Here is a 23,075-nt window from a genome sequence, read left to right as displayed (position 1 = left end):
GACCCCCGATCGGACGAGGCCTCACCAGGGCATCGCCACGCCGCCGTTGGGACGCAGGATCTGTCCGGTCACGAACCGGGCGGCATCGCTGACCAGGTAGTGGATGGCGTAGGCGATGTCCTCGGGCTCGCCGATCAGGCCGAGCGGCGACATCCGCCGCAGCGGCTTCTCCCCGGCGGCGCGGGCGGTCTCGTCCACGCTGCCGTCGGGGCGCAGGTAGTGACGCGCGGTCATCGCGGTGCGCACCAGTCCGGGTGCGACCGCGTTGACCCGCACGCCGTAGCGGCCGACCTCGGCGGCGAGGTTCTTCGTCAACTGGACCACGGCCGCCTTGGACGCCGAGTAGCTCATGATCTCGGGTGTGGCGCTGTCCACCGCGCCCGACGCGGTGTTGACGACGGCTCCGCCGCCCTGCGCGCACATGATCCGCGCCGCCGCCTGGCAGGTGTGAAAGGTGCCCTTGAAGTTGACGTCCATCACCGCGTCGAGGTCCTCCTCGGGGACGTCGACGACCAGCCCGGTGCGGATCACCCCGGCGACGTTGCAGAGGATGTCGAGCCGGCCCTGCTGCTCGGCGGTGCTCTCGACCAGGGCGAAGACGGCCGCCCGGCGGGACACGTCCACGGCGGCCGGGATGCCGTCGCACTCCTTGGCGGTGGCGGTGGCCGCCTCGCCGTCGAGGTCGGCGCAGACGACGCGCGCCCCCGCCTCGGCCAGCACCCGGGCGGTGGCCCGCCCGATGCCGCTGCCCGCGCCCGTCACGATGGCCACCCGTCCGTCCAGCGCATAAGCATGAGGAAGCATGCCTGTGGTGGTAGCAGATGCGCCTTGACGTTGGAAGCGACAGCGAAGGTATAGTTAGCTACTGATAAGTAACTTAGTGAGTGGTGGGAGTGCACCGTGAGCGAGTTCGACGAGGGTACCGCCGTCGTCCGCCGTCCCGACGAGGCCGTCGACAGCAGCGTCTTCGACACCGAACTGGACAAGGGCTGGCAGATCGGCGGCGGCATCAACGGCGGCCTGCTGCTCTCCCTCGCGGCGCGCTCCATCGGCGAGCACTTCGCGGCAGCACGGGGTCTGCACCCGTACCCCGTCTCGGTCAGCGGCTACTACGTCAGCGCCTCCCGCCCCGGCCCGGCCGAGCTGCGCGTGGAGACCGTGCGCGCCGCCCGGAGCCACTCCACCGGCCAGGCCTCGCTGCTGCAGGCCGACGACGAGGGCCGCACGCTCGAACGACTGCGCGTGCTGGCGCACTTCGGCGACCTGGCCCGCGCCGACGAGGACGTCCGCACCAGCGCCACGCCGCCGAAGCTGCCGCCGGTCGAGCAGTGCGTCGGCACCGAGCACGCCCCGCCGGAGTTCCTCGCCTCCGCCAACATGCTGGAGCGGATCGACCTCCGCCTCGACCCGGCCTACGTCGGCTGGGCGCTGGGCAAGCCCTCCGGGGAGGGCCGGATCCAGGGCTGGTTCCGCCTCGCCGACGGCCGCGAGCCCGACCCGCTCTCGCTCCTCTTCGCCCTCGACGCGCTCCCGCCGGTCACCTTCGACCTCGGCCTCTTCGGCTGGACCCCAACCGTCGAACTCACCGCCCACATCCGGGCCCTCCCCGCCCCGGGCTGGCTCCGCATCACCCACTCCACCCGCAACCTCGCCGGCGGCTATCTGGAGGAGGACTGCGAGATCTGGGACTCCCGCGACCGCCTGGTGGCGCAGTCGCGGCAGTTGGCCGTCGTCCCGCGCTGACGCGGCGGGGCCGGACGGCGGCTATAGGCTGAGGGCATGACCGACAACCGTCCTCAGCCGGCTCCCGAGGAGCTCGCACGGCTGCGTGCCGTTGCGGACGAGCTCGCCGAGGTGGCCGACCGCCAGCAGGAGCACTGGAAGGTCGAGATCACCGACGGCCAGGTCACCGTCATGATGATGAGCCCCAGCGGTCAGCACGGCGTCAACGTGTTGCGGCTCCGGCGTCAGATCGAGCAGCAGGACGCCGGTGTGGCCGCGTTCTCCGACACGGACACCGAGGACCCCGTCAGCGGGCTGCGCAAGGTCCCCGACCTGATGATCGTCCCCGAGTCCGAGGTCGACGCGGTGGGGGCGCGCGTCAGCAGCCGTGTCGTCCTCCTTGCCGCAGAGGTCGTCTCCCCGAGCAATCCCCGCAACGACCTTGAGGTCAAGGCCCGGGACTACCCGGCGATGGGCATCCCCGTCTATATGATCGTCGACCCGCGCAAGGGCGATGGGATGGTGTACTCCGAGTCCAGCCAGGGGCCGGACGGCATCTGCTACCGCAAGGCCGTGCCGTACACCTTCGGCGACCGCATCGTCGTCGGCCCGTGGACGGTCGACACGTCGGGCTTCCGGATGTACCAGGACTGACGGTGCCCGCCGTCAGACGAGCCGCTGGTACATGATGTGCAGCCCGACGTAACCCAGCGTCGGGTGGTGGAACCCCTCCGGGATCGTCGTCATGACCTCGAAGCCGAGCGACTCGTACAGCCCCACCGCACGCGTGTTGCTCGCCGCCACCGCGTTGAACTGGACCCCGCGGAAGCCGTGTTCACGCGCCCACGCCAGCAGGTAGGTGCACAGCGCGCGGCCGACGCCGTGGCCGGAGTGTTCGGGGGCGACCATGAAGCTGCCGCTGGCGATGTGCGCGCCCGGGCCCATCTTGTTGGCGTACATGTTCGCTGTGCCGAGGACCGTGCCGTCCTCGTCCACCGCGACGACGACACGGCCCGGCGCGCGGACCATCCACATCGCGCGGCCGGTCGGCTCGTCGACGTCCGTCGGATAGGTGAAGGTCTCCCCGGCGGCCGTGATCGCGTGGAAGAACGGCCAGATGGACGCCCAGTCGGCGTCCGTCGCCTCGCGGATCTGCATGGCGCGATCCTGACACCGCGACCCGCCCGAACGCGAGGTGGTTTTCCTCGCCGCGCCGATCGGGACAGAATGCTGCCGCAAGTACCCAGCGAGAGAGCGGTAACCAAGAGTGACCCTGTCGATTGAGCAGACCATCGCCGACGAGCTCGGCGTCCGTCCCGCACAGGTGCAGTCCGCCGTGGAACTGCTCGACGGAGGGGCGACCGTCCCCTTCATCGCCCGGTACCGCAAGGAGGCGACGGGGTCGCTCGACGACGCCCAGCTGCGCACCCTGGAGGAGCGCCTGCGCTACCTGCGCGAGCTGGAGGAGCGCCGGGCCGCGATCCTGGAGTCGATCCGCAGCCAGGGCAAGCTCGACGAGGCCCTGGAAGCGCAGATCCGTGCCGCCGACTCCAAGGCGCGCCTGGAGGACATCTACCTCCCGTTCAAGCCCAAGCGCCGCACTAAGGCGCAGATCGCCCGCGAGAACGGCCTGGAGCCGCTCGCCGACGCGCTCCTCGGCGACCCGACGCGCGACCCGCAGGCGGAGGCCGCCGCGTACCTCGGCGAGAACGTCGCCGACGCCGCCGCCGCGCTGGACGGCGCCCGCGCCATCCTGGTCGAGCGCTTCGGCGAGGACGCCGACCTGATCGGCGAGCTGCGCGAGCGGATGTGGGGCCGCGGCCGGCTGGCCGCCAAGGTCCGCGACGGCAAGGAGCAGGACGGCGCCAAGTTCGCCGACTACTTCGACTTCGCCGAGCCCTACGTCAAGCTGCCCTCCCACCGCGTGCTGGCCATGCTGCGCGGCGAGAAGGAGGACGTGCTCGAACTCACCATGGAGCCCTACGCCGACGAGGCCGACGCCGAGGCGCCCGGTGGCTACGAGTCCCGCATCGCCAACCGCTTCGACATCGCCGAGCGGGGCCGCCCGGCCGACAAGTGGCTTCAGGACACCGTCCGTTGGGCCTGGCGCACGCGCATCCTGGTCCACCTCGGCATCGACCTGAGGCTGCGCCTGCGCACCGAGGCCGAGGACGAGGCGGTCCGCGTCTTCGCCGCCAACCTGCGCGACCTGCTGCTCGCCGCCCCCGCCGGCACCCGCGCCACCCTCGGCCTGGACCCGGGCTTCCGCACCGGCGTCAAGGTCGCCGTGGTGGACGCGACGGGCAAGGTCGTCGCGCACGACACCATCCACCCGCACGTCCCGGCCAACAAGTGGGACGAGTCGATCGCCACGCTGGCCAAGCTCTGCGCGGCGCACAAGGTCGACCTGATCGCCATCGGCAACGGCACCGCCTCCCGCGAGACGGACAAGCTGGCACTGGACCTGATCAAGCGTCACCCGGAGCTGAAGCTCACCAAGGCGGTCGTCTCCGAGGCGGGCGCGTCGGTCTACTCGGCCTCCGCCTTCGCCTCGCAGGAGCTGCCGGAGCTCAACGTCTCCATCCGCGGCGCGGTCTCCATCGCCCGCCGTCTCCAGGACCCGCTGGCCGAGCTGGTCAAGATCGACCCCAAGTCGATCGGCGTCGGCCAGTACCAGCACGACATCTCCGAGACCAAGCTGTCGCGCTCGCTGGACGCGGTGGTCGAGGACTGCGTCAACGGCGTCGGCGTCGACGTCAACACGGCCTCCGCGCCGCTGCTGACCCGCGTCTCCGGCATCGGCGCGGGCCTGGCGGACAACATCGTCGCCCACCGCGACGCCAACGGCCCGTTCCACAGCCGCAAGGAGCTGAAGAACGTCGCGCGGCTCGGCCCGAAGGCCTTCGAGCAGTGCGCGGGCTTCCTTCGGATCCCCGGCGGCGAGGACCCGCTGGACGCCTCCAGCGTCCACCCCGAGGCCTACCCGGTGGTCCGCCGGATCCTGACCGCGACCGGCGGCGAGCTCAAGGCGCTGATCGGCGACGGCGCGAAGCTGCGCGCGCTCAAGCCGTCCGACTTCGCCGACGACACCTTCGGTGTGCCGACGGTCGTCGACATCCTGGGCGAGCTGGAGAAGCCCGGCCGCGACCCGCGTCCGGCGTTCAAGACCGCCGCCTTCAAGGAGGGCGTCGAGAAGCTGGGCGACCTCACACCGGGCATGGTCCTGGAGGGCACGGTCACCAACGTCGCCGCGTTCGGTGCCTTCGTCGACATCGGCGTCCACCAGGACGGCCTGGTGCACGTCTCCGCGCTGTCGAAGACCTTCGTCAAGGACCCGCGCGAGGTGGTCAAGTCGGGCGACATCGTCACCGTGAAGGTGCTGGACGTGGACATCCCGCGCAAGCGCATCTCGTTGACGCTGCGCCTGGACGACGACGCCCAGCCGGGCGGCGAGCGCGGCGAGCGCGGCGACCGGGGTGACCGCGGTGAGCGCGGCGAGCGTCGCGAGCGCGGCCAGCGGCCGGGTGGGCAGCGTCAGGGTGGCCAGGGACAGGGCGGCCCTGGGCAGGGTGGTCAGGGCCAGGGCGGCGGCCAGAACCGCGGTCAGGGCGGGCAAGGCGGTCAGGGCGGGCAAGGCGGTCAGGGCGGCAACCGGGACCGTCGCGGCGGCGGCGACCGCCGTACTCCGGCCCCGCGCGACGGCGGGATCGCCAACAGCGCGATGGCGGACGCCCTGCGACGCGCCGGTTTGGCGAAATAGCGGTCATGAACAGTACAGATGGGACCGTCAACCTTGCCAGTAATCGATGGCTCAGTGAATCCTGACGTGGATTTGGCACTGGTGACGGTCCGACAGCTCGTACGATGAGTGTCGAGGCCCCTCCCGTCCCCCCGTGCGGCAGGGGCCTCTTCGCGTTCCGAAGTCGGTTGGCGGCCCGCGTGGTTGTGCCGTTGGCGAACGATTCCGACGTGGCGCGCGCACCAGGCCTACGGTGAAGGTATGGACACGGACATCGAGGTCGTCGAACTGCTTCCGGGGCGCCTGCACCAGCTGAACTTCCGGGTCGGTCAGGGCTATGTCTGGCGCGACGAGGACGGCGGGGTGTCGCTGATCGACGCAGGTCCTGTCGGCTCGGGCGCGGGGATCGCCGCGGCCTTGCGCGGGCTCGGCGCCGAGCCGGGCGACGTGCGCCGCCTGCTGCTGACCCACTTCCACCGCGACCACGCGGGCGCGGCGGCGGAGGTCGCCGCCTGGGGCGGGGTCGAGATCCTCGCCCACCGGCTCGACGCGGCGGTCGTCCGCGGCGAGACACCGGTGATCCCGCCGGACCTCTCCGACGCGCCGGAGTGGGAGCGCGAGTTCCACGCCAACCTGCCGCCGATGCCGGACGTGCCACCGGTCAAGGCGATCACGGATCTGGACGACGGCGACACCCTGGCCTTCGGCGGCGGTACGCGCATCGTCGCCCTCCCGGGCCACACACCGGGGAGCGCGGCGTTCCACCTGCCGGAGCACGGCGTGATCTTTCTCGGCGACACGGTCGCCAACGTGGAGGGCCACACCATGCGCGGCATCTTCAACGTCAACCGCAGACAGGCGGGGGAGTCGCTGAAGCGCCTGCCCCGGCTCGACTCCGTCGACATCGCCTGCTTCGGCCACGGCGACGCGATCGTCGGCGGAGCGGACGTCGCGTTGCAGAGAGTGGTTGATGCGCTGTCGGAGTGAATTGCACTACCTGGGGGCGCGGGGAACTGCGCGAGAAACCACCCTGTGCGGATGGCCCTGCGCGTTCGGGCTTCTACCTCGCAGGGTGGCTTGTCGCGCAGTTCCCCGCGCCCCTGAGGTGATTGCAACTACCTGCGGCAGCACACGCTCGGATTGTCGCGCCCACGCGGCGGAGCCGCAGATCAGCAGAGCCCCGCACCCCCGCGAATGTGCACCTACCTCGCCTGGCTCAGCTTCGACCCCGCCCGGCCCTTCCGCACGTGCAGCTGGTTCGGGATCCGATCCCGCAGCTCGCTGACGTGGCTGACGATGCCGACCGCACGGTCCCGCTCGCGGAGCGAGTCGAGGACGGACATGACCTCCTCCAGCGCGTCCGCGTCGAGCGAGCCGAAGCCCTCGTCGACGAAGAGGGTATCCAGCGGCATGCCGCCCGCCTCGTCCGTCACCACGTCGGCCAGGCCCAACGCCAAGGCCAGGGAGGCGAAGAAGGACTCGCCGCCGGAGAGCGTCGAGGTGTCGCGGTAGCGGCCTGTCCAGGCGTCGAGGACCTGGAGGCCAAGCCCGGAGCGGGCGTTGTTGCGGGAGCGGGCGTCGGTGTGCTCCAGGGTGTACCGGCCGCCGGACATCGCCGCGAGCCGCAGACCCGCCGACGCCGCCACCTGCTCCAACCGTGCGGCCAGCACGTAGTTCTCCAGTGACATCCGCAGCTCGTTGCTCCGGCTGGTACCGGCGACCAACTGCGACAGCTCCGTCGCGGTGGCCAAGCGCTCCGCGAACGGGCGCAGGTGGGTGACGTCCTCGGCCAGTCCGTCGCTGAGCCGCGCGAGTTGGGCGACCCGGTGCGTCGCGCTCTCCAGCGCGGAGTGCGCGTCGAAGAGCGCCGCCTCCGTTGCCGCCGCCGCTGCCCGGTCAGTGCCGGGCTCGGCCTCGGGCAGCGCCGCCGCCGCGACCAGCTCCGGGGACGCCGCCTCGGCACGGGCGCGGGCCAGGCCCTCGCCGTGGCGCGTGACGGCTGCCCGCAGGGCCTCCGCCTCGGGCGCGCCGAGCGCCGCCGCCTGCGCCTCGGCGGCTGACGGGAAGCCGACCGCCGTGCACTCCTCCTCCGCCACGGCGCGGGCAGCTGACGCCGCGTCGGCCGCAACGGACGCGGCGGTGACCGCCTCGGCCGCCTGGCCCAGCAGCGCGGCCCTGGCGTCCAGCGCGGCGATCCGGGCCGCCACCGAGGCTGCTCCGGCCCGGGCCTCAGTGAGGCGGACGTCGAGCTGCTCGCGTTCGGCGGTGAGCCGGGAGAGGGCCTCCTCGGCGGCCGCCAGGGTCTCGCGGGCGGACGAGAGGGCCGCCGCACGTTGCTCGTGCTCGCGCTCCAGCCGCTCCAACTGCCGTGCGGCGGCGAGACCGGCGGCCTCGGCGCGTTCGGCGTCGGCGTGTTCGCGACGCAGCGACTCGGCCTCCTGGGACAGCTCGGCCGTGGCGCGGCTGTCCGCGAGCGCCTGGGCGGCGGCCGCGTCAGCCACGAGGCGGGCCAGTTGGTGCTCGGCCTCGTGGAACTGCTGCTCCGCCGTGCGGTAGGCGGCCTCGGCCGTGCGCTCCGCCTCAGGGGTGACCTGGTCGGGCGCGGCCTCGGCGGGACGCGGGTGCTCGGTGGCGCCGCAGACCGCGCACGGCTCGCCCGCCTGCAGTCGGGCGGCCAACTCGGCGGCCATGCCCTCGATCCGACGCTGCTTCAGCTCCAGCCAGGCCTCGCGCGCCTCGGAACGCCGCTCGCGCAGGCCGGCCACGGCTCGCTCGCCCGTGGCGACCCGCGTGGCCAGCCCGTCCCGGCGCTGACCGGCTTCCAACCGCTGCGCGGCGGCACGCAGGCGCTCGGCCAGTGCGTCACGGCCGGTGGCCGCGTCACGCGCGGCCTCCACATCGCGTTGGGCGGCCTGGCGTTCGCGCGGCCACGCGTCGGCGAGCCAGGCCTCGGCCTCGGAGCGCTCCTCCTCGGCGTCGGCGGAGCGGCGCTCCAGCTGCTGCGTCTCGCGGACGATCTCCGCCTGCCGCTGCTCGGCCTGGAGCAGGGCGCGCAACTCGCCGGTGCGGCCCAGCGCTTCGCGCTCCTCGGCGCGGAGATCCGCAGCCTGGACATCGCGGGCGTGCAACTCGACCGGAAGCGCGGAGAGCGCCCGCCCGCGGGCCGCGGCGGCGCGCTCGGCCTCCCGCTCCGCCTCGGCCAGGCGGCGCAGCAGCGGGGTGACCGTGGCGGCCCGCTCGGCGCGTGCGAGGCGCTGCTCCCGCTCCTGCTGGGCGGGCTGTTCGGCGAGCAGTGCGTCGCGCGTCTCCAGAGCACGCCGGTGACGTTGCTGACGGTCGAACAGCTCCTGGGTCGCGCGCAGGCGTTCGTCCGCGGCCGCGCGGCGCTCGGCGGCCAGGGCGTGGCGGACCTCCGCCACCTCCTGCCGCAGCGCCGCGCGCTCGCGCAGCTCCGCCGCCCAGGCGAGCGCCTCGTCCGGGCCGAGGACGCCCTCCGGTGCCTCCCCGGCCGCCTCGGACAGCCGTTCCACACGGGCGGCGATGTCGGCCTGGACGGACTGGGCCTCCTTCTCGCAGCGTTGCCGATGCTCCGTCAGCCAGGCCTCCACCGCGCCGAAGCGGCCGGTGTCGAAGAGGCGGCCCAACAGCTCCCTGCGCTTCTGTGCGTCGGCGTGCAGGAAATTCGCGAACTCGCCCTGCGGCAGCAGCACGACCTGGCAGAACTGGTCTCGGCTCATGCCGATCAGCTGCTGCAGCTCCGCGCCGATCTCCTGGTGCGAACCGCTGCGCGGACGCCACTCGTCGAGCTCGGTCGACCACTCGCTGAGCAGGGTCTGTGCTTTCTCCGGCGTGCTGCCCTCGCCGCGGCGCTTGGGCCGGTGCTGCTCGGGACGGCGCAGGATGCACAACCGTCGGCCGCCCAGCGTCAGTTCGAGCTCCACCTCGGTCAGCTGCCCGGCCAGGGCATGGTCGCTGCGCAGGCTGCGGGCCCGGCCCCGACTGCCGGGGACCGAGCCGTAGAGGGCGAAGCAGACGGCGTCCAGCACGCTCGTCTTGCCCGCTCCCGTCGGGCCCGCCAGCAGGAAGAGCCCGCCGGAGGCCAGCGCGTCGAAGTCGACCTCCTCGCGTCCGCCGAAGGGACCGAATGCCGTGACGGTGAGCCGGTGCAGGCGCATCAGTCGTCCCCCTCGGTCCGCGCCGCGGCCTCGACCGCCGCGACCAGCAGCGCCGACTCCGCCTCACTGGCGACCGAGCCGCGCACATGGCGGACGAAGCCGAGCGCGACCGCGCCGTCGTCCCGCCCGCGCACGCGCGCTCCGTAGGAGGCGAGGCCGTCGTCGGCGCGGTTCTCCGGCTCGAAGGCGAGTTGGAGCGTGTGCGGGAAGCGCTGGCGCAGCTTCTCCATGGCCTGCGCGGGGCGCGCCGCGTCCGTCAACGTGGCCTGCACCCAGCAGTCCTCGACGTCGTCGTGGTCGGGGGAGGTGAGCAGCTCGTGCAACTCGCCCCGCAGCCGCACCAGGCGTCGCGGCACCGGGCAGTCGATGCGCCGCGCCGTCACCTCGCCGTCGGCGCCCAGGTCCACCAGCCACATCGACTTGCGCCGGTCCGCCTCGGAGAAGGAGTAGGCCAGCGGCGAACCGCTGTAGCGCACCCGCTCGTTGACGGTCTGGCAGCCGTGCAGATGGCCCAGCGCCGCGTAGTCGACGCCGTCGAAGACCGAGGCGGGCACGCTCGGCACGCCGCCGACCGAGATGTCCCGCTCGCTGTCGCTGACCTCGCCGCCGATGACGAACGCGTGCGCCAGCACCACCGAGCGGCAGTTGCTGTCGGCCTGTCGACGGCCTGCCAGATCGGCCCGGACCGCGTCCATCGCCGCACCGAGCACGGCCGCGTGGCTGACCTCCTCGGCCCCGACCCGCCGCCCGACCAGTGCGGGCTCCAGGTACGGCAGGCCGTAGACGGCGACCTCGCCGTGCTCGTCCCGCAGCAGCACCGGCTCGCCGACCGCGTCGGGATCCGTCCGCAGGTGCACCCCGGCGCGCGCGATCAGCCCCGCGCCGATCCCGAGCCGCTGCGCGCTGTCATGGTTCCCGCTGATCAGCACCACGGGCACGCCGAGCGCGGCCAGCTTGTGCAGCACCTCGTCGAACAACTCGACCGCGCCCAGACTGGGCACGGCACGATCGTGCACGTCGCCGGCGACGAGCACGGCGTCGATGCCCTCCGCCTCGACGGTGCGGACCAGGTGGTCGAGGAAAGCCCGCTGCGCGGGCAGCAGGTTCTCCCGGTGCAGAGACCTGCCCAGGTGCCAGTCGGAGGTGTGCAGAAAGCGCATAGCCCCCGACAGTAACGCCTGCCACTGACAGCTCAGGACACAGTGGCTCGGGTTCGGCCTTCCCGGCGGATTCTGTCAGTGGCGGGCGCTAGCGTCGTGGGTGCTGGAACCGGTGGCGGGACCAGCGTTGGGACCAGTGGTGGGGGATCAGCGGGCGGTCAGCCGTCCCGCAGGGCCTCCACGAAGCCCGCTGCCACCGCGTGTTGGAGGCGGGCCGAGCGGGCGCGGGCGATGGGGCCGGAGAACTCCTTCGGCGGGGGGAAGTAGAGCAGCAGGTAGGCGTCGAGGACGCCGAGGGTCTGGGCGAGGGCGTCGGGCTCGTCGGAGTGGCTGCGGACCAGTTGCCAGCCGATGGCCCGGGCCGGGCGCGGGTCGAACCGGTCCTGGTGCAGGGCGTCGCGCAGCTGCCCCGCGAGGGGGGTCAGCAGCAGCGTCAGTTGATCGCGCGTCAGCCCGCTTCGCGCGGACGGATAGAGCGCGCGGCTCCAGATCGCGGCGAAGCTGCCGACCGCGGTCGGGGCATCCGGGAGTGCAGGCACGGGGGAGAGGCTACTCATCCGATGATCGCGAAGTAAGAGGAGGTAAGTAATGTGCACCTTGTGACGTGGGCCGGTCATGTGGCGGCGCAAAGATACCCGCCCGGAGCCCGGCAGGGAATGCCGGGCCCAGAGCGGGCAGAAAACTGCTGGTCAGCTCTGTTCGGCCAGAGCCTCTGCGGCGGCCTCGGAGCCGTCCGCGAGAGGCGCTTGCACCTCGGCGGCGACGGTTTCGGTGGCGACCTCACCGGCCTTGTCGGCCGGATTCCGCGTCGTGTCCGTGGCCGGAACCGACGAGGCCGCGACGGTCAGCGGCCGGTGGTGCCGGGTCAGGCCGATCAGCGCCACCGGGACGGTGAGCACCATGGCGACCATGCCGATCGCGAAGCTCGTCGTGAACTGGCTCTGCTGCGGCAGCGGCGGCACGCCCGGCGGCAGACCGTGGATCAGCTTGGAGGCCAGCAGCGAGGTCACCACCGCCGAGGCGATGGAGCTGCCGACGGACCGGGAGATGGAGTTGATGCCGTTGGCGATGCCGGTCTGCTCCAGCGGCACGCTGGCGGCGATCAGCGCCGGCATCGAGGCGTAGCCGAAGGCGATCGCCGTACCGGTCAGCAGACCGGCCAGGATCACGTTGACGCTGCTGCCGTGCCCGAACGCGAGCCAGCCGAACCCGGCCGCGCCGATCACCGCGCCCAGCGCGAGGGTGCCGCGGGCGCTGAGCTTCCGGACCAGCATGCCGCCGATCGGGGCGGCGATCAGCGCGATCAGCGAGCTGGGCAGCAGGTACTCGACCGAGGCGCGGAGCACCGAGGCGGTGAAGCCGTAGCCGGTCAGCTCACGCGGCATCTGGACCAGGTAGGAGATGCCGATGAACTGGGCGAAGGAGGCGAATCCGACGAAGAGCCCGGCGGCGTTGGTGAAGGCGACCTGACGGTGGGCGAACATCCGCATGTCCACCAGTGGTGCGGCGACCTTGCGCTCGACCAGCACCCACAGGACGGCCATGACCACCGCGCCCGCGAAGCAGCCGATGATCGAGCTGGACGACCAGCCCCACTCGTGACCCTGCGAGATGCCGAGCAGCAGCAGGACCAGGAACCCGGCCAGGGTGACCGTGCCCAGGTAGTCGATCCGCCCGCCGGTGGCGTGCCCGCGGTTGGGGACCAGGAAGACGACGGCGAGCAGCGCGAGCAGCGAGAGGCCGGTGGAGACCCAGAAGACCGAGTGGTAGTTGGGGTTGTGGCCCTGGGTGAGCAGGCCGGTGATCACCAGCGAGAGGCCGGAGCCGAACGCCAGCGTGCTGCTGACCAGCGCCATCGCGCCGTGCAGCTTCTCGTGCGGCACCTGGTCGCGGATGATCGACAGCGCCAGCGGGAAGATCGCTGTGGCCGAGCCCTGCAGCACCCGCCCGATGATCAGCAGGGTCAGCGAGGTGGTCGTGGCGGCCAGCAGCGAGCCCGCGACCATCACCGCGAGCACCGCGACCAGCGTCTGCTTCTTGCCGTACAGGTCGCCGACCCGCCCGAGCAGCGGGGTGAAGACGGCGGCGGAGAGCAGGGTGGCCGTGGTCACCCAGCTGATGCCCGCGCTGGACGCGTGCAGGTCGTTGCCGAGCAGCGCGAGGATCGGCACGACCTGGGTCTGCGCCATGGAGACGACCATGGCCGCCAGGCCCAGGGCCAGGATCAGAGGGGTGCTCCCGCGCCGGGAGGAGAGGGGGGTGCTGCTCATCAGAGCGGGTCCTTCGCCAGGTGTTTCAGTGTGTGGATACTTGAGAGCCTGAAGTAATTCTTGGCGAAACTTTAGACGAGAAAGGTTTAGTTGGTCAACCTCTTCACTCGATGCCCTCATGGTCCTAGGCTGTCGCGATGACGACTCGACCCTTCGACCTGCGTGTGGCCCGAGCGATGCGCGACGGCCTCGACGCGTACCACGCCGCCCTGATCTTCAGCCCGGCCGCAACCGCGGTGTTCGACACCGTCGGCCTCGACCGGTGGGGCGCCTACTTCGCCGGCCGCTCGGCGCCGCTGGGCGCGGCGTCGGAGGGCCTGGTGGAGGCGATCTTCTACCACTTCGAGCCGGGCATGGTCGCCCAGCACATGAACGCGGTCCGCGAGGCGGCCACCCCCGACAAGCTGCTCGCCCTGCGCCTGGAGGCCACCGACGCCGGGCTGCGCGAGGCCCTGGGCGAGGAGGTGCTGGCCTCCCCGGAGATGGCGGAGGCGGCGGAGCTCGCCGCGGAGGCCGCGGCCGCGTGCCGCACGGCCGGCCGCCCGCTGGGCGCGGCCAACGCCGCGCTCCCGCTGCCGGACGCGCCGCACCTGGCGCTCTGGCAGGCGGTCACCACCTTCCGGGAGTGGCGTGGTGACGGCCACAACACCGCGCTGCTGGCCTCCGGCCTGGACGCGGTCGAGGTCCTGGTCAACGCGGTCGCAACCGGCCACGAGCACCGCGCCTCCATCCAGCCCCGCCGCGGCTGGACCGACACGCAGTGGGAGGCGGCGGAGCAACGCCTCCACGACCGCGGCCTGCTGACGGAGGAAGGCGGGCTGACACTGCGCGGACGCGAGACCCGCGAGGAGATCGAGGATCTGACGGACCGCCTGGGGCTCGCCCCCTGGCTCGCCCTCGGCTGGGACCGCACCCGTCGCCTGCACGACCTCGTCCGCCCCTGGAGCACCACCATCATGGACCGCTACCTCCACCGTGGCGGACCGGAGGCGTTTCCGGCGGAGTGAGTTGCACCTTCAGGGGCGCGGGGAACTGCTGATCTGCGGCTCCGCCGCGTGGGCGCGACACGCTGGGCCGGCGCCGCTGCGGAAGTTGCACTTCGCTCAGGGGCGCGGGGAACTGCGCGAGTAACCACCCTGTGCGGATGGCCCTGCGCGTTCGGCCTGCCAGCTGCGTGGGTGGCTTGTCGCGCAGTTCCTCGCGCCCCTGGAGGTGCAACCACCTGCGGGAGCGTCAGTGACCGGTCGCGCCCGCGCGGCGGAGCCGCAGATCGGCACAGCCCCGCGCCCCTGAGGTGGTGCAACTGCCCGCCGGCGCGCAGCGCCCCCGCTCAGTCCGCCGCGCCCAACCCCTCCGCCAGCCGCGGCGAGAGCCGCTTCACCTCGCGCTGGACGCGACGGTCCATCGCGAGGGAGAACTCGACGTCGACGACGGTCCGCGCCACGCCGCGCAAGCGGGTGAGCGCGTCGGCGAGGCGGGTGGGCTCGCCCGGGGGGAGGGGGTCGTCGAGGCCGGAGAGGAGCTGGTCGACGATCAGGTCCACGAACTGGTCGGCCAGGGCGTCCGCGCTGGCGCGGACGCCCCGCGCGGTGGTGAGGACCGCGGCGAGCGGCACGCCCTCGCCGACCAGCGCCGCCGACGCGTCCAGCAGGCGGCGGCTGACGTGGACGTAGGTGTCCTCACCCCGCGGCCGCAGGTAACCCAGCTCCAGCGACGTCGTCAGCGCGGACTCGGCCTCCTCCGGGGGGAACGCCGCGAGCAGCTGCTCGCGCGTCAGCGGGACCTCGGTCTCCTGCGACCAGGGCTCGGCGATCGCGGCTCGCAGCCCGAGCAACTCGGCGACGTCCTGGCCGGATTCCCACGCCGCCAGCAGCTCGGCGATGCCGCCGAGCGTGTGGCCGCGCTCCAACAGGTCGGCGATGACCCGGAGTCGGGCCAGATGGTCCTCGTTGTACCAGGCGATCCGGCCCTCGCGCCGGGGAGGCGGGAGCAGCCGGCGTTCCCGGTAGAAGCGGAGGGTACGCACCGGAATGCCCGCCTCGTGGGCCAACTCCTCGGTGCGGTACTCGCGAGGCTCGCGTGGGTGGGAGGTTCCGCTCTCGTTCACGTGGTCGAGAGTAGCGATCGAGTTGCCTGTGGATCATGCTCCTTTGAGTACGCGTACTCATGCGAGTCGGGTTCGGGGCCTGCATTCTGCCGACATGGCCAACACTCCGCCCGTCAGACCGGGCACGACCAGCGCGTACTCCGTGCAGGCTGTGATCTCCTTCACGGCCTCGTTGGTGGCGATGGGCCTCGGCATCGCCTATCTCCACACCGACGCGTGGGAGCGGGCGTTCCTCGCCCTGGGGCTCCTCTACGTCGTCACCTCCGCCTTCACGCTGGCCAAGGTCGTCCGCGACCGCCAGGACGAGGGCCGCTACAGCAGCCGCGTCGACCAGGCCAGGCTGGACAAGCTCCTCGCCGAGCACGACCCGTTCCGCGTCGACGCGCCCTGACGAATCTCGTGCCGACGCGCCGCTGCTGAGGCGTCCTTACCGGTGCCCGGCACAATGATCGCCGTGACTCAGCAGAACGGGCAGAACGAACAGCACGAACAGAACCAACAGCACGAACAGAACGACCACCACGCCTCCGCCACCGCCGACGCCCTCCCCGCGTGGCTGCGGCGGACCGAAGGCGAGCAGCGCTGGGGCGTGACCGCGGCGCTGCTCGTGGCCATCGTCATCCAGTGGATGCTGCCGGAGCGGCTGACCATCCACCCGCACTGGCTGCTGCCCGTGTTGGAGGCCGCGCTGATAGTGGCGCTGGTCGCGGTCAACCCGCATCCGCGCATCGCCAAGCAGTCGCGGGCGGTGCGCGTGCTCGGCCTGCTGCTCGCCGCGGCGGTGAGCCTGGCCAATGGGTGGTCCGCGGTGCTGCTCGGCAGGGACCTGATCGACGGCTCGCACGGGTTCACCCCGGTGCAGCTGCTGATGACCGGCGCGGGCGTCTGGCTGACCAACATCATCGCCTACAGCCTCTGGTACTGGGAGTGGGACCGCGGCGGTCCGCTGGCCCGCGCGGCGGGCACGCACAAGTACCCCGACCTGCTCTTCCCGCAGATGCAGCAGCAGGGGATAGCGCCGCCGGACTGGGAGCCGGAGTACGCCGACTACCTCTACGTGGCCTTCACCAACGCGACCGCGTTCAGCCCCACCGACACCATGCCGCTGTCGCGTTGGGCGAAGCTGCTGATGGCCTCGCAGTCGATCATCTCGCTGCTGGCCCTGGCCCTGATCATCGCCCGCGCCGTCAACGTCCTGCAGTAGGCGGGACGCAGGGCACGGCACCCGGTGGACACACCCCTGGTCGACCGCCCCTGGTGGACACACCGTAGGCACAAGCCCCATTAGTCCAGCACAACCCGCACGCCCTTGCCGGGCTTTTGCCCATGTCCGCGATTTCGAGTGAACCGGGCAATAGCGTCCGTGACCTCTGCCGGACCACGGAGGGCACACGGAGGGCCGCCGCATGGGCGCCATGGGGAGCATGACCGAGCTGGGCTACGGCTGGCTCACGCCGATCCTGTCGTATCTGATGGCCGTCCTCGGCTCCGCCTTAGGGCTGCGCTGCACCGTCCGCGCGGTCGCCGCGACCGGGCGGTCCAAGCGCAACTGGCTGCTGACCGCCGCGTCGGCGATCGGCGCGGGCATCTGGACGATGCACTTCATCGGGATGCTCGGGTTCACCGTCACCGGGACGGACATCCGCTTCAACGTCCCGCTGACGGTGCTCAGTCTGGTCAGTGCGGTGGTCTTCGTCGGCTTCGGCCTCTTCGCGGTCGGCTACGGCACGCACAAGTGGCGCTCGCTGATCGTGGGCGGGATCACCACCGGCTTCGGCGTGGCGGCCATGCACTACCTGGGCATGCTGGCCCTCGACCTGCACGGCACGCTGCACTACGACCCGACCACGGTGGCGCTCTCCGTCGTGATCGCCGTGGTCGCGGCGACGGCCGCGCTGTGGGCCGGACTGAACGTCAGCGGGCCGCTGGCGGCGGCCGGAGCGGCGCTGGTCATGGGCCTGGCCGTCAGTTCGATGCACTACACCGGGATGCGCGCGGTCACCGTTCAGGTGCACCCGTCCAACGTCCCGCTGCACGGCGCGTCGCTGATGCAGTTCATCTTCCCGCTCGCGGTCGGGCTCGGCTCGTACCTCTTCCTGACGTCCGCGTTCGTCGCGCTCTCGCCCACCGCGCAGGAACGTGCCGCCAATGCCGACGCCGAAGGCCTGCGCGTGCTCCCGGCGGTGACCCGATGACCTCGGCACCCCCCAGCAGCCCTGGCAGTCCCAAGAGCCCCAGGACGCCCAAGAACTCCACGGCCCACGACGCCCGCGGCGACGCCGGCGCGCGCCGCACCCGTCCGCGCCCCGCCCACGCCGGTCGCCCCGCCGACGAGGGGCTGGGCGCGGCGCACCACCCGTCGGGCTACCGCTCGCGTCCGCTGACCGGCGCGCATCCGTTGAACCTCTCCGTCCGGCTGCGACCGCGGACCGTCCGGGCCAGGATCATCTCGCTGCTGATGGTTCCCGTTGTCTCCCTGCTCGCGCTCTGGGCCTTCGCGACCGTCACCACCGCGCAGTCCGTCGACGCGCTGATCCAGCTCAAGCAGGTCGACCAGACGCTGCTCGCCCCCATCGGTGCGACCGTCGACGCGGTGCAGGCCGAGCGCACCGCCGGGCTCGCCTATCTGGCCGCGCCTTCGGGGGACCGGCTGGCCACCTACCAGGGCAGGCAGCACCTCACCGACATGGCCGTCGCCTCGATGAACCAGGACGTGCTGCTCGGCGAGAATGCCGCAAGCGGCCTGTCCGCGACGCTGGTCTCCCGGATCGGCACGCTCGACACCGCGACCGCCTCGCTCCAGCAGCTGCGGAACCGGGTGACCGGCCGTCAGCTGAGCTGGCCGGACGCGTCGACCTCCTACACCGGTGTGATCGACAGCGGCTTCGGCGTCGTCGGCTCGCTCAGCAGCGTCACCGGGCAGATCACCGGTACGCAGAACGGTTCCGCCGCCTCCGACGCGCGCGTGTTGCTGGAGCTCTCGCAGGCCCGCGAGATGCTGACCCGGGAGGACGCCGCCGTCCAGGCCGCCCAGGCGCAGGGTCGGATGACCTCGGACCAGTACCAGGAGTTCGTCGGCGCCCGTTACGCCCGCCAGACGCTGACGCAGTCCGCCGCGCCGGACCTGGCGGCGGCCGACGACGCCGCGTTCCAGCAGGTGACGGGCGGTCAGCAGGCGGTGGCGCTGGCCCAGCTGGAGGCAGCCGTCCAGGCCAGCGGCGGCGGGACCCGCGCCGCGCAGGCCGCCGGCGCGGGCTGGACCGCCACCGCGACCGGTGTCGAGCAACAGCTCGACACCGTGCTCACCCAGGCCCGCCAGACCGCGACCGGGGCCCAGAACGACCCCTATCTCGGGCTGCTGAGCACGAACGGCCTGGCGGTCCTCCTCGGTCTGGCCGCGGTCTCGCTCTCGCTGCTCATCTCGGTGCGGATCGGCCGCGGCCTGGTGATCGAGCTGGTCGGCCTGCGGAACTCCGCGCTGGAGCTGGCCGGACGCCGCCTCCCCGACGCGATGCGGCGGCTGCGTGCGGGCGAGGAGCTCGACATCGAGTCCGAAGCCCCCGTGATCGAGCCCGGCGACGACGAGATCGGCCAGGTCGGCGAGGCGCTCAACACCGTCCAGCGCGCCGCTCTCACCGCCGCCGTCGAGCGCGCGGAGGTCCTGTCGGGCGTCTCCGGCGTCTTCGTCAACCTGGCACGACGCAGCCAGGTGCTGGTGCACCGTCAGCTGACTCTGCTGGACGCGATGGAGCGCCGCACCGAGGACCCGTCCGAGCTCGAGGACCTCTTCCGGCTCGACCACCTCACCACCCGGATGCGCCGCCACGCCGAGGGCCTGATCATCCTCTCCGGCGCCACGCCCGGCCGCGCCTGGCGCAAGCCGATTCCGCTGCTCGACGTGGTCCGCTCGGCCGTCGCCGAGGTCGAGGACTACGCCCGGGTCGACGTCCGCTCCCTGCCCGGCGTGTCGGTGGTCGGCGCGGCCGTCGCCGACCTCACCCACCTGCTGGCCGAACTCGTCGAGAACGCGACCGCCTTCTCGCCCCCGCACACCCGGGTCCAGGTGACCGGCGAACAGGTCGGCACCGGCTACGCGGTGGAGATCGAGGACCGCGGCCTCGGCATGGGCAAGGACGCCGTCGGCGACGCCAACCGCAAGATCGCCGACGCGCAGCAGGCGGACCTGTTCGACAGCGACCGGCTCGGCCTCTTCGTGGTCAGCCGCCTGGCCCGCCGCCACGGCGTCCGGGTCAGCCTGCGGCCCTCCGCGTACGGGGGGACGACGGCCGTCGTGCTGCTCCCGAACGCGCTGCTGGAGACCGGCCGTGGGCGCCAGCGGGACGCGGGCGGCGCGGGGATCGTCACCGCACCCCCGATCGACGCCGAGCTCGACCTCCCGCCGCTGACGGCTCCGCCCACGCGGCCCGGTACGACCGGGTCGGTCGCGTCCGCGCAGGCGGGAGGCGGGCTGCCGACCCGGCCTTCGACACGACCCTCGGCGCAGCGCAGACCGTCGCCGAGCGCCCAGGCCGCCCCGAACGGACCACGCTCCCAGGAACCGATGCACCGTCAGATCCCGCCGGACAACCCGCAGATCGTGCCCGACCGGGCGGATCCCGACCGGGCGGATCCCCAGCGACCCGAGCCCGAGCGACCCGAGCCCGAGCGACGCGGTCCCGACCGCCTTGTGACGGAGCAGGCCGTGCCCGCCCCGACCCCGCTGCGCCGCAACGGCGACGAGCTGCCGCGACGGGTCCGCCAGGCCAGCCTCGCCGTGCAGCTGCGCGAGGCGCCGACCGAGACCCACCGGGCGCCCGGCCGCTCCGGCGGCACGCCGGAACGCAGTCCCGAGCAGGCCAGGGAGACCATGTCCGCGCTGCGCGAGGGCTGGACCCGCGGTCGCCGCTCGTCCGCGAACGGACCGGCGACCAACGGACCGACCCGCCATCTGAAGATCCAGGAACCAGATTTCGAGAGGAAGGCCGCAGATGGCCGCGACGACCAATCCGACTCCCACCGGTGAGCTCAACTGGCTCCTCGACGAGCTGGTGTCCCGCGTCGCCCAGGTACGCCACGCCGTCGTGCTCTCCCGCGACGGTCTGGCACTGGGCGTCTCCGCCGGGCTGAGCCGGGAGGACGGCGAGCACCTCGCCGCCGTGGCCTCCGGGTTCCACAGCCTGGCCAAGGGCGCGGGCCGCCACTTCGACGCGGGCGAGGTCCGCCAGACCATGGTCGAGCTGGACGGCGGCTTCCTCTTCGTCGTCGCCGCCGGGGACGGCACCTGCCTGGCCGTCTTCGCGGGCGCGGACTCCGACATCGGCCTGATCGCCTACGAGATGGCCCGCCTGGTCCGCCGCGTGGGCGAGCACCTGTACACGCCGCCGCGCATCGCGGTGGACTCGCCGTCAGCGGGATGAGCGTGATGGATCCGAACTGGTTCGACGAGGAGGCGGGTCCCATGGTCCGCCTCTACGCCCTGACCAAGGGCCGGACCAGGCCCGCAAGCGAGGTCTTCGACCTGATCGCGATGGTCGTCGCCGACACCCCGTACGGCGCGGACGCCCCCTACGCCGGGGACAGCCCGTATGCCGGGGACGGCCCCTACGGGGTCGAGCCCGGTCTCGCGCCCGAGTCGGTCGCGATCCTCGGCCTGTGCCGCTACCGCCCGCAGTCCGTGGCCGAGATCGCCGCGGACCTCGACCTCCCGGTCGGCGTCGTCCGCGTCCTGCTCGGCGACCTCCTGGACGCGGGTCTGATCCGCGTCAGCCGTCCTGTTCCTCCCGCCATGCTCCCCGACGAGCGCATCCTGCGAGAAGTGATCAATGGCCTCCGTGCACTCTGAAGCCCCTGTCCCTTCGAACACGCACGCCGAGCACGATCCGCATGATCCGCACGATCCCCATGAGGAACCCGCCCTCGCCCTCAAGATCCTGGTGGCGGGCGGCTTCGGCGTCGGCAAGACCACGCTGGTCGGCGCGGTCAGCGAGATCCGCCCGCTCCGTACGGAGGAACTCCTGACCGAGGCCGGCCGCGGCGTGGACGACCTCGGCGGGGTCGAGCAGAAGACCACGACGACGGTGGCCATGGACTTCGGCCGGATCACCATCCGCGACGGGCTCTCGCTCTACCTCTTCGGCACGCCCGGCCAGGACCGCTTCTGGTTCCTCTGGGACGAACTCGCCCACGGCGCTCTGGGCGCGGTCGTCCTGGCGGACACCCGCCGCCTGGAAGACTGCTTTCCGTCGGTGGACTACTTCGAACGCCGCGGCATCCCGTTCGTCGTCGCCGTCAACTGCTTCAGCGGCGCCCGCCGCCACGCCGTCGAAATGGTCGGCGAGGCCCTCGACCTGGAGGTCGAGACACCTGTCCTGCTCTGTGACGCGCGTGAGCGCGACTCGGGCAAGAGGGTGCTGATCGCCCTGGTCGAACACGCGAGCCGCTTGCACGCTGCGCGGATGCTCAGCTGAGGGTTGCACTTGCGGCAATGGGGACGTTGCAACACCTCGGGGGCGCGAGGAACTGCGCGATCAACCACCCCGTGCGGATGGCCCTGCGCGTTCGGGGACTCACCTCACAGGGTGGCTTCTCGCGCCCACGCGGCGGAGCCGCACATCAGCAGAGCCCCGCGCCCCTGAGGTGTTGCAACGTCCGTCCGTGCGAACGTCAGGCGCCTTCCGAGCGGCGCGCCGCCGCCGCCTCGTCCTCTGCCTCCGCGACCTCCGGCGTCGGCGCCGTGCCGCCCAGCGCCGCCGGGAGCCACCAGCGGTCGTCGGGGCCGGAGGGCGCGTCGGGATACGCGCGCTGCGCGCGCTCCAGCAGGTCGGTCATCGCGGCACGCAGCCTGCGGGTGACCATGACCGGGCGGTCCTTCTCGGTCAGGGTGATCGGCTCGCCGATGTAGATGGCGACGGGGGTGTGACGCCGCGTCAGGTTCTTCGGGCGGCCCTTGGTCCACAGCCGCTGGGTGCCCCACAGGGCCATCGGCAGCAGCGGGACCTGCGCGTCCGCGGCCATCCGCGCCGCGCCCGTCTTGAACTTCTTCAGCATGAACGAGCGGCTGATCGTCGCCTCGGGGAACACGCCGACGACCTCGCCCGCGCGCAGCGCCCGCACGGCCTCGTCGTAGGCGGGCTGGCCGTCCGAGCGGTCCACCGAGATGTGCTTCATGCCGCGCATCAGCGGGCCGGAGATCCGGTGCTTGAAGACGTCGTCCTTGGCCATGAAGCGGGTCATGCGCTTGCCGGACTTGAACGCGCCGAGCCCGGCGAAGAGGAAGTCGAGGTAGCTGATGTGGTTGCTGACGAGCACGGCCCCGCCCTGACGCGGTACGTTCTCCGCGCCGACGATCTCGATCTTCAGGTCCAGCGCGCGGAACGCGGTCAGCGCCGCCCCGATGACCGGCGGGTACACCAGATCTGCCACAGTCAGCCCAACGTCAGCGGGCCTGTGCCCGAGCCTACGGTTACGTCAGCGTAAGTTGCCGACGTCAGATGGTGCCCCTTTGGGACGGCCCGTGTCACGTAGGGAGCAGGCCGGGGCGGGAGATTGTCGTCACATCCATACCGTTGTCGGGGGTGGTCGACCCGGGGTCGATCGACGGTCGGATCGGGGGCCGATGACGGTCAATAGGGTCGATGTCACAGGTGGTTGCGGCACCCTCGGCATTCCCTTCCGTGCGCGGTGGGGGAGTATGGGCCTCGAACAGCACTCATAGGGTGGGTGTCCGCTCGTCGGCGCGCCGCAGGGCGTAAGCTACCTGACAGTAACAACGTGACCAGTACAGGAGACAGGTCGTGAGCTTGAGGATCGTTGTCTGTGTGAAGTACGTGCCCGACGCGACAGGTGAGCGGCGGTTCGCGGAGGATTTCACGACCGACCGTGACGGCGTGGACGGCCTGTTGT

General features: G+C 72.2%; 20 protein-coding genes and 1 pseudogene. 13 read left to right on the top strand and 8 right to left on the bottom strand.

The window, feature by feature from the left end; all coding sequences use genetic code 11:
• Positions 1-21 precede the first annotated feature (21 nt).
• Positions 22-804 carry an SDR family NAD(P)-dependent oxidoreductase gene (locus tag I2501_RS27020; protein WP_196196863.1) on the bottom strand — a complete coding sequence of 261 codons (783 nt, stop codon included), beginning with the start codon at positions 802-804 and terminating at the stop codon, positions 22-24.
• 96 nt (positions 805-900) lie between these two features.
• Between I2501_RS27020 and I2501_RS27015 the strand changes: the two genes are divergently transcribed.
• Together I2501_RS27015 and I2501_RS27010 are read left to right on the top strand one after the other, a co-directional pair.
• Complete coding sequence (locus I2501_RS27015; RefSeq protein ID WP_196196862.1) at positions 901-1,743, top strand: thioesterase family protein; 843 nt, start codon at positions 901-903, stop codon at positions 1,741-1,743.
• 36 nt (positions 1,744-1,779) lie between these two features.
• Complete coding sequence (locus tag I2501_RS27010; protein WP_196196861.1) at positions 1,780-2,376, top strand: Uma2 family endonuclease; 597 nt, start codon at positions 1,780-1,782, stop codon at positions 2,374-2,376.
• 12 nt (positions 2,377-2,388) lie between these two features.
• Here the strand turns inward: I2501_RS27010 and I2501_RS27005 are convergent, their stop codons facing one another.
• The gene (locus I2501_RS27005) at positions 2,389-2,880 is read right to left on the bottom strand and encodes a GNAT family N-acetyltransferase (RefSeq protein ID WP_196196860.1); all 492 of its coding nucleotides are present in this window, start codon (positions 2,878-2,880) and stop codon (positions 2,389-2,391) included.
• Between the two features lie 109 nt (positions 2,881-2,989).
• On the opposite strand from I2501_RS27005, the gene I2501_RS27000 reads away from it, so the two are divergent.
• Both I2501_RS27000 and I2501_RS26995 read left to right on the top strand, forming a co-directional pair.
• The gene (locus I2501_RS27000; protein WP_196196859.1) at positions 2,990-5,482 is read left to right on the top strand and encodes a Tex family protein; all 2,493 of its coding nucleotides are present in this window, start codon (positions 2,990-2,992) and stop codon (positions 5,480-5,482) included.
• 240 nt (positions 5,483-5,722) lie between these two features.
• Positions 5,723-6,448 carry an MBL fold metallo-hydrolase gene (locus I2501_RS26995; protein ID WP_215910056.1) on the top strand — a complete coding sequence of 242 codons (726 nt, stop codon included), beginning with the start codon at positions 5,723-5,725 and terminating at the stop codon, positions 6,446-6,448.
• A 215-nt stretch (positions 6,449-6,663) separates the two neighbouring features.
• Here the strand turns inward: I2501_RS26995 and I2501_RS26990 are convergent, their stop codons facing one another.
• The 4 genes from I2501_RS26990 to I2501_RS26975 all read right to left on the bottom strand — a co-directional run bounded on the left by I2501_RS26990 (position 6,664) and on the right by I2501_RS26975 (position 13,066).
• Positions 6,664-9,636, bottom strand: coding sequence for an AAA family ATPase (locus tag I2501_RS26990; RefSeq protein ID WP_196196858.1), 2,973 nt, complete (start codon positions 9,634-9,636; stop codon positions 6,664-6,666).
• Positions 9,636-10,796: an exonuclease SbcCD subunit D gene (locus tag I2501_RS26985; RefSeq protein ID WP_196196857.1), complete on the bottom strand. Its 1,161-nt coding sequence runs from the start codon at positions 10,794-10,796 to the stop codon at positions 9,636-9,638. Before I2501_RS26985 ends, I2501_RS26990 begins: the two co-directional genes overlap by 1 nt.
• A 158-nt stretch (positions 10,797-10,954) precedes the next feature.
• A complete protein-coding gene (locus I2501_RS26980) occupies positions 10,955-11,335 on the bottom strand; it encodes a hypothetical protein (RefSeq protein WP_196196856.1) in 381 nt (126 codons plus the stop codon).
• Positions 11,336-11,485: 150 nt separating this feature from the next.
• The gene (locus I2501_RS26975) at positions 11,486-13,066 is read right to left on the bottom strand and encodes an MFS transporter (protein WP_196196855.1); all 1,581 of its coding nucleotides are present in this window, start codon (positions 13,064-13,066) and stop codon (positions 11,486-11,488) included.
• A 137-nt stretch (positions 13,067-13,203) separates the two neighbouring features.
• Between I2501_RS26975 and I2501_RS26970 the strand changes: the two genes are divergently transcribed.
• Positions 13,204-14,073, top strand: a complete 870-nt coding sequence (locus I2501_RS26970; RefSeq protein ID WP_196196854.1) for an SCO6745 family protein — start codon at positions 13,204-13,206, stop codon at positions 14,071-14,073.
• Positions 14,074-14,396: 323 nt separating this feature from the next.
• Here the strand turns inward: I2501_RS26970 and I2501_RS26965 are convergent, their stop codons facing one another.
• The gene (locus I2501_RS26965; protein ID WP_196196853.1) at positions 14,397-15,173 is read right to left on the bottom strand and encodes a MerR family transcriptional regulator; all 777 of its coding nucleotides are present in this window, start codon (positions 15,171-15,173) and stop codon (positions 14,397-14,399) included.
• Between the two features lie 94 nt (positions 15,174-15,267).
• Here I2501_RS26965 and I2501_RS26960 point away from each other — a divergent pair, with 94 nt between their 5' ends.
• The 7 genes from I2501_RS26960 to I2501_RS26930 all read left to right on the top strand — a co-directional run bounded on the left by I2501_RS26960 (position 15,268) and on the right by I2501_RS26930 (position 21,640).
• Entirely contained in the window at positions 15,268-15,564 is a 297-nt protein-coding gene (locus tag I2501_RS26960; RefSeq protein ID WP_196196852.1) for a YiaA/YiaB family inner membrane protein, read from the top strand.
• Between the two features lie 63 nt (positions 15,565-15,627).
• Positions 15,628-16,377 carry a hypothetical protein gene (locus I2501_RS26955; protein WP_236047293.1) on the top strand — a complete coding sequence of 250 codons (750 nt, stop codon included), beginning with the start codon at positions 15,628-15,630 and terminating at the stop codon, positions 16,375-16,377.
• 211 nt (positions 16,378-16,588) lie between these two features.
• Positions 16,589-17,368, top strand: coding sequence for an MHYT domain-containing protein (locus tag I2501_RS26950; protein WP_196197067.1), 780 nt, complete (start codon positions 16,589-16,591; stop codon positions 17,366-17,368).
• Positions 17,365-20,196: a sensor histidine kinase gene (locus I2501_RS26945; protein ID WP_196196850.1), complete on the top strand. Its 2,832-nt coding sequence runs from the start codon at positions 17,365-17,367 to the stop codon at positions 20,194-20,196. Before I2501_RS26950 ends, I2501_RS26945 begins: the two co-directional genes overlap by 4 nt.
• Positions 20,162-20,590, top strand: a complete 429-nt coding sequence (locus tag I2501_RS26940) for a roadblock/LC7 domain-containing protein (protein WP_196196849.1) — start codon at positions 20,162-20,164, stop codon at positions 20,588-20,590. Before I2501_RS26945 ends, I2501_RS26940 begins: the two co-directional genes overlap by 35 nt.
• Positions 20,591-20,595: 5 nt before the next feature.
• Positions 20,596-21,015, top strand: coding sequence for a DUF742 domain-containing protein (locus I2501_RS26935; protein WP_196196848.1), 420 nt, complete (start codon positions 20,596-20,598; stop codon positions 21,013-21,015).
• Positions 20,996-21,640: a GTP-binding protein gene (locus tag I2501_RS26930; protein ID WP_196196847.1), complete on the top strand. Its 645-nt coding sequence runs from the start codon at positions 20,996-20,998 to the stop codon at positions 21,638-21,640. Before I2501_RS26935 ends, I2501_RS26930 begins: the two co-directional genes overlap by 20 nt.
• Positions 21,641-21,836: 196 nt before the next feature.
• Here I2501_RS26930 and I2501_RS26925 read toward each other — a convergent pair whose 3' ends face one another.
• On the bottom strand, positions 21,837-22,595 hold the full coding sequence (locus I2501_RS26925; protein WP_196196846.1) for a lysophospholipid acyltransferase family protein: 759 nt from the start codon (positions 22,593-22,595) through the stop codon (positions 21,837-21,839).
• A gap of 371 nt (positions 22,596-22,966) precedes the next feature.
• Between I2501_RS26925 and I2501_RS26920 the strand changes: the two are divergent.
• Positions 22,967-23,075, top strand: a pseudogene (locus I2501_RS26920) (electron transfer flavoprotein subunit beta); the annotation flags it as partial.

The sequence above is a fragment of the Streptacidiphilus fuscans genome, from assembly GCF_015690355.1.
Taxonomy (GTDB): Bacteria; Actinomycetota; Actinomycetes; order Streptomycetales; family Streptomycetaceae; genus Streptacidiphilus; species Streptacidiphilus fuscans.
Note: the sequence above shows the minus strand (reverse complement) of the source record. Positions and strands in the feature narration are given on the sequence as shown.